This window comes from Variovorax multivorans (assembly GCF_051216835.1).
In the GTDB taxonomy this organism is placed as follows: domain Bacteria; phylum Pseudomonadota; class Gammaproteobacteria; order Burkholderiales; family Burkholderiaceae_C; genus Variovorax.
The window spans coordinates 697,957-704,247 of sequence record NZ_JBPJZL010000002.1 but is presented as its reverse complement, the minus strand read 5'-3'; the positions used below and the strand labels follow the sequence as shown (position 1 = coordinate 704,247).

At 58.6% G+C, this 6,291-nt stretch carries 7 protein-coding genes and 1 pseudogene; 5 read left to right on the top strand and 3 right to left on the bottom strand.

The window, feature by feature from the left end; genetic code table 11:
* Window positions 1-226 precede the first annotated feature (226 nt).
* The 3 genes from ACSFCA_RS06915 to ACSFCA_RS06905 all read left to right on the top strand — a co-directional run bounded on the left by ACSFCA_RS06915 (window position 227) and on the right by ACSFCA_RS06905 (window position 1,243).
* Window positions 227-460 carry a hypothetical protein gene (locus ACSFCA_RS06915; RefSeq protein WP_416492889.1) on the top strand — a complete coding sequence of 78 codons (234 nt, stop codon included), beginning with the start codon at window positions 227-229 and terminating at the stop codon, window positions 458-460.
* 139 nt (window positions 461-599) lie between these two features.
* Window positions 600-971 carry a response regulator gene (locus tag ACSFCA_RS06910; RefSeq protein WP_435459047.1) on the top strand — a complete coding sequence of 124 codons (372 nt, stop codon included), beginning with the start codon at window positions 600-602 and terminating at the stop codon, window positions 969-971.
* A gap of 101 nt (window positions 972-1,072) precedes the next feature.
* Complete coding sequence (locus tag ACSFCA_RS06905; protein ID WP_435459046.1) at window positions 1,073-1,243, top strand: hypothetical protein; 171 nt, start codon at window positions 1,073-1,075, stop codon at window positions 1,241-1,243.
* 377 nt (window positions 1,244-1,620) lie between these two features.
* Here the strand turns inward: ACSFCA_RS06905 and ACSFCA_RS06900 are convergent, their stop codons facing one another.
* Entirely contained in the window at window positions 1,621-1,818 is a 198-nt protein-coding gene (locus tag ACSFCA_RS06900) for a hypothetical protein (RefSeq protein ID WP_258351028.1), read from the bottom strand.
* Between the two features lie 368 nt (window positions 1,819-2,186).
* Between ACSFCA_RS06900 and ACSFCA_RS06895 the strand changes: the two genes are divergently transcribed.
* Entirely contained in the window at window positions 2,187-2,738 is a 552-nt protein-coding gene (locus tag ACSFCA_RS06895; protein WP_258351027.1) for a hypothetical protein, read from the top strand.
* Window positions 2,739-3,298: 560 nt separating this feature from the next.
* On the opposite strand, the pseudogene ACSFCA_RS06890 reads toward ACSFCA_RS06895, so the two are convergent.
* A pseudogene (locus ACSFCA_RS06890) lies at window positions 3,299-3,403 on the bottom strand (helix-turn-helix domain-containing protein); the annotation flags it as partial.
* Window positions 3,404-3,578: 175 nt separating this feature from the next.
* On the opposite strand from ACSFCA_RS06890, the gene ACSFCA_RS06885 reads away from it, so the two are divergent.
* Entirely contained in the window at window positions 3,579-5,132 is a 1,554-nt protein-coding gene (locus tag ACSFCA_RS06885; RefSeq protein WP_435459045.1) for a hypothetical protein, read from the top strand.
* A gap of 132 nt (window positions 5,133-5,264) precedes the next feature.
* Here the strand turns inward: ACSFCA_RS06885 and ACSFCA_RS06880 are convergent, their stop codons facing one another.
* Complete coding sequence (locus tag ACSFCA_RS06880; RefSeq protein WP_435459044.1) at window positions 5,265-6,263, bottom strand: Bug family tripartite tricarboxylate transporter substrate binding protein; 999 nt, start codon at window positions 6,261-6,263, stop codon at window positions 5,265-5,267.
* Between the last annotated feature and the right edge of the window lie 28 nt (window positions 6,264-6,291).

The following is a 6,291-nucleotide window of genomic DNA, read 5'->3' as shown; positions in this document are numbered from 1 at the left end:
TGCCTGCATGCTCGGCATCCGAAAAACTGATCTGGCTCATCGTTGGCGCTCCTTCATTCAGCATGCGTAATCAACGTTCAGAGCGGCCATCCGTGGACTTGATCAGATGTTCCCTAGGCACTGCGGTGCAAGCGAGTTCATCAACCGGCGACGTCAACCTGCATCGATGCGAGGATCTGCAATGCCCATGCAATTGCTCGAGCGGCTTTGCTCCGCAGATATGCCCATGACCATCGACGTGCATGAGGACATCGAGAAATGCGACTTGCTGCGCGCTGCAAGACTGATAGAGGCAGATCTTCCGCCGTTCATGCACTACCAGGGGCGAACAACTTACTCCGGTCAAGCCACGGTGATACGGGTGACGGCCAAGGGCGAAGCGGCGTTGAAGATGCGTGCTTGTTCCCTGTTGAACTCGACACAGCGCCCTGCCGATCTGGAGGCGTCGGACGCACGGTGACGCGGCGGGCTTGGCTGCTGCGCCAACAAGCTGACGCGGTGTCTACCTACAACAGGGCCTCCTCGAAAGCACGACCTTCTACAGGACGTTAGCAATGCGCCCCGCATTCGATATCGATATCCGCAGGAGGCTCCCCAAAATGACGCTTGCCGTTTTTATTGTGGAAGACGAGCCGTTGATCCAAGACAGCCTCAAGGTCGTGCTCGAGGGCTATCTGCGGGCGGAGGTCGTAGGGACTGCGCTTTCCGAGGCCGAAGCTGTGGCCTGGCTCCAGGCGAACGAAGAGGCATGGCAGCTTCTCGTCGTGGATCTGTTGCTGAAACAGGGAACAGGACTCGGCGTACTGGCCGCCCTTTCAGCGCTCGGCGGGAAGAGAGGGATCGTGGTGGCGTTGACCAATGCGGCTTCTCCAGACAACCGTGCGGAGTGCATTCGTCTGGGCGCCGATGCGGTCTTCGACAAGGCAGCAGAGGTCAATGAGTTCCTTGCCTATTGCGCTGCCGAGCATTGACGGGCGGTCGCATTGATGTCGCACCTGCAAGCGCAGATGGTTATTTGTATCCCTTCGTACAAGGGTGCACTCCGTCCGCCTACAGCCAGTTGCCATAAGCAATGAACAATCCCTCTCCATCATGGAACTGGAAAACTCAGATCAACATGGATTGGCGGCCCAGGCTGCCGAATGGCGCCGACGCGCACTCCGTGGCGATCGAGATGCCCGCGGCATTGCCCACGCGCTCGAAGTGGAAGTCCGACGACTTTGCGGCAGTGCTCCTGCAATGAATCACGAACTAGACACCCGCCCTCTCGCTATTTGGGCCGCTGCACGGCCCTGGTGGAAGCGTTGGTAAGGCGGCGGATCGGCCATTGCGCTCCCCTGTTTTTGAAAGAAGGCATCACGCTGCGCGGTCGCAGGGGTTCGACAGGTCGACTGCCAAGTTCTTGCCGGGAAGCCGAGCGGACTCGGCCATGGGGACGATCGATGTTCCACAGGCCCAATGTTGCGCGGTTCCTGGCGCCTTTTCACTGTGATCTTTGTACATCGGCCGCGATTACGAGTGAGGTCGGAGGAAGACCCTCACGCGGAGGGCGCGTCCCCGTGTTTCCCCAATGGCGAGCGGAGAGTTCTCAGGCGTTCCTGTGTGGCTCTCAGGACGGATTCAGGAGACCAAGGGGGGCGGTGCAGTGGCATGGTCTTCCATCTCGGTGCAGAGGGTTTCGTCCAGTACCGGCATCAACCCGTTCATCAGCCTTGTCTCGACTGCAAGCACGACAGCGCGGTGCAGTGTGCTTGGCAGGATGCGTCCATTCAGATAGTCAAAGACCAAAGTTTCGGCAGCAAACAAGGAAAGTGACATGGCGCGGACCTATCGGACATGACGCCACAGTAGCAGTGCCCGCCGTCGAAGTCTGTTCGATACCGCGCCTATGCGTCACCGCCCAGGGTCTGGTCCAGACACCCGTCTACTCTCACTGCCCTGCATTGCCTCGAGGCCGTCGCCGACGAAGACTGGGGCGTGCCATGCGTTCTATGCCGTAGCGCGCGTTGACCAAGGCGGAGGGCCAAGTCGCAGCGGGCGCGCATGTTTGGTATCGCACAGACAAGACGCACTCGACCGTCTACAAATATGGAGCGCAAAAGGTCTTGCACACTTCGCCGGGCGCTTTGGCAAGCGCGCAGTGAATGCATTGCGACCTCCAATTTTGAGGGCAAAGAAAGGTTCATATGAACACGCTTTTCAATATCAAGACTTCGATTCTTGTTGTCGTCATGCTGGTACTGCCAATGGCACAGGCAGCGACGATGACCAAGGCCGAGTATCAGGCCGGCAAGACTCGCATCAGCGCGGACGTCAAGGCCGACAAGGCGGCGTGCGTCCCCTTGGCTGACAACGCCAAGGACATCTGCATCGAAGAAGCCAAGGCCAAGGAGAAAGTTGCGCGCGCCGAACTGGAGTACGGCTATACCGCCAAGTCCAGCGACCGGAACAAGGTGCTGGTTGCGAAGGCGGAGGCGGGCTATGCAGTCGCCAAGGAAAAGTGCGATGACCAGTCGGGCAATGCCAAGGACGTGTGCGTCCAGGAGGCCAAGGCTCTCAAGACCAAGGCGCTGGCCAACGCCAAGATGGGCAAGGAAATCGGCGAGGCCAAGGTCGACGCCAGCCAGGCAAAGCGCGATGCCGACTACAAGGTCGCTACCGAGAAGTGCGACAGTATGTCGGGTGATGCCAAGGCAAGTTGCGCGGCCGCCGCCAAGACAAAGTTTGGGAAGAACTGAATCCGGGGAGTGCTGAAGGATTCTTCACCGTGGAAGCCTGCAAGCCCAATGGTCTCTGGTCGACCACGACTGACTTGGTCGAGAGTGACATCGCGAGCCTCGCTCAACACATGAGGCAATGCGAGCGCGCACTTGGCCGTGTCCCGCGACTGCGATCGGCGGTGCAAACTGTGCGAATCGAGATCGGGGCGCACATCGTGACGTCGGCGTGCCTCGGGGGTGCCGTTGGGGCCTCCCTGGTGCTGGCGTTCGTTCACTTGGGATTCCTCTAGTTCCCTTTTTCTCGCCTTGGCTTGGCTGTCGATCGTGGATTTCCACGCTCGTTTGACCCACTGGGGATGCGGACAAAAACTGGACTACCAAGAGGTAGTTCATGTATTCATTACGAAGACAGAATTCGAGCGGTCGAGTTGTACATGAAGCTCGGCAAAGTTCAGAGTCAAGTGAAACAAGATACCGAAAAGTTCCGACTTGGATGAGACAGGGATTCCGTGCACGGTGAGTCAGCGTGCGCTAAGTCGTTGATTTCTAAGAGGCCGAGTTTCGAGTTGGACGAGCATCGACATACGCTTCGTGTAGCGCGACATTTCGTCGGTCGCTCGCAGGTACCTCTTTGCGGTGTTGCGAGACAGGCCTGTGCGCCTTGCTATCTCGCGGGTGGGCATCGGCTTGCGTAGGGCCCAGCATCTTTCAGAGCTGCTTTCGAGCGCCTCGCGCGCGCCGCGATACCTAATTTGGGTGATGGACCGGTCCCCGCCGTGCCCTTAATATTTCGCGTAACAAATTGACATGAATCGAGAGTGACGGAGCTTTTCTAACGATTGAGAACGGGAGTGATCGATGGCCTGGTGGAAATGCATCCCCTGCACTCGGGAGGGAAAGAGCGGATGGCACGAGCTGGCCGAATATTCCGTCAGCACTCGCTGCCCAGTTTGCGCGACCTACATGCAGGGGCCTTTTCCTGAGGCTATCGATGCTCACGTCCTTGGGCTCATGCCGACCGCACCAAGGCGACCATCGATCGAGCAAATCAATTTGTTTTTCGAGAGAAACTATGGGCCAAAAGGCCCTGTCGATGCTCATACCGTCAATTTCCAGATGTTGAATGACAATCTGGTGATATGGCAAAAAGAGTTCGTTGAGCGCGTTCGGACCTTAAAGAATTCCATCAGCGAAGAACAGGCTTTGGGCCTTTGGGAATTGATGGTGGAGTGCTTCGTCGAGAAGAAGATAGACAAAGCCTATGCTTTCCTGCAGCGCGCCAAAGCTCTGGGGTTGAAGCCGTTGGAGGCGGAAAGCCCGCGCGTGTTCTGGTCAGGTGCGGAGAGCCGCAAGAAAGCATATGAGGTCTCCCAACCACCGCCCGAAGCTACCGCTCTGGAAAAAACCGATATAGGGCAGCTGCTCGACAAGCTTTCATTGTTCAAAGCAGTCCCGTGGGAGCTTTCGACGCTTCTGTGGGCGCTGGTGTCCCGGTATTTCGGCATGGGAGCCAGCGGCGATATACATGTCTATATGGACGGCGGTTTTGCATTGGGCAATGTCTTTTGGAACGACGAGCTTCCAGTTCTCCGGCTTATGCAGCGCTACGGTGCTGTTCGATCAATCCTTATTCACATTTGGCACACGGAGGATCTCCGATGGATGCCAGAATTTTCAATTGATTCAGACCAGCTGCTGTTGGTTTTCGATAAATCTCGGAGAATCCCAGCCCCGACCATCGACAACCCGCAACAGACCCGAAGTTTCCGCTTTGAAAAACCTTACAGGCTGGCGAACTTTCGGCGGCTCTTCGAGCGCGCATTACAGCAGCCCGACAGGCTTCATCCCCTGGTCCTCTATAACTTTCGCAAAGAAACCGGCGTTTATGCCCGATTAATTCGAAAGGCCAGCGGAGTTGACATTTTGCTGTTTGAGTATGAGTCAGAACACAGAAAACTGATCAGGGTCTTTGCCGCGAACAGCCAGGATGCCATTGGCCGCATGACGAGCATCGAAGCCTTCATGATGGCGAACTACACCGCCTACGTACAGATCCCTTTCGAGTTGATCTGTTTCCCGGAAGCATTCATCGACGGGTCGGGACATGGAGGGAAAATTCTGGCGGTCAATTTCAACCCGGCAACCGGCTGGCGATACCGTCACGCCTTGATTGCACGTTTCCCTGAATCTGAGGGCTGGGGGTTGTTAGCTAAGGTGCACAGGCTGTTGCCTACTCTCGCATTGAAATATGCCGCCGGAGAAATGGATCTTGCCAAGAGCCGGAGACTGCTGGGAGAGCTGTTTGATGGAAAGATAGGCGAGTCGTCCGACCTCGGTCATCGTTTGCAGTGCCTGAGGATGTGTTTCGGCGGGCCAACTGCGTCTGCGAACCTTTATCCTGCCAAGCTCTAAGCACCAAATGATGAGGCGAGTCATCTCTCCTCTTGAGGCGAGAGACTTTCGTTGTCGGCCTTGGAGTTTCGGACAAGTTGAGGCGTACCTCATGCAGCGCAGGAAGGACGGGGCCTTCCGCTTTGTGTCGTGTCAGTCCACCTTGATGCTCGCAGCCTTGACCACTTGCTGCGCCTTGGCGGTTTCATCGACGATGAACTTGTTGAACTGTGCCGACGGCATCGTGAACGGCTCGGCGCCGAGCTTCTCCAGCCGCTCTTTCAGCTCGGGCGACACCATGATCTTCGCGACCTCGGCCTGAAGCCGCTCCACCACGGGCTGCGGCGTTTTCGCCGGAGCGAAGAGGCCGACCCAGAACAAATACGCCGAACCCGGCACGCCGGCCTCCACGGTGGTTGGGGCATCGGGCAAGGCGGGCGAGCGCTGGGCGGTTCCCACGGCCAGCGCCTGCAGCTTGCCGCTCTTGATGAGCGGCAGCGCCGACACCATCGGCGCGAAGAACCAGTCGACGCGGCCCGACATCACTTCGGTCATCGCCTCGGGCGTGCCGCGGAAGGGCACGTGCTGCGCATCGAGCCCGGCTGCGAGGCGGAACACCTCGGCGTTCATGTGCGTGGCCGAGCCATTGCCGGCCGATCCGTAGTTGAAGCTGCCCGGCTTTGCCTTGACCTTCGCGACCAGGTCCTGCACGTTCGTGAAATGCGCGGGCGCGGTCACCAGCACGTTGGGCAGGCTGGCCATCGGCGTGATGCCGGTGAAGTCCTTGATCGTGTCGTACGACAGGCCCTTGTAGATCCACGGGTTCACGAGGTGCCCCGCTGAATGCACCAGCAGCGTGTACCCGTCGGCCGGTGACTTTGCCGTGATGGCCGCGCCCAGGGTTCCGCCCGCGCCGGGCTTGTTGTCGACGATCACGCTCGTGCCCAGCGTTGGTCCGAGCTTCTCGGCCACAAGGCGCGCGACGATGTCGGTGCCGCTGCCTGCCGTAAACGGCACCACCAGCTTGATCGGCTGCGTGCCCGGCCATGCGCCCTGCGCCAGCGCGCCGCTGCTGTCCAGCGTGCAGGCCGCGAGCGCCGCGGCCACGGTGAGCGCCTGGCGGCGGCTCCAGGGGAAAGTCTTGTTCTTCATGCGTCTTGTCTCCGTTGATTTGTTCGAT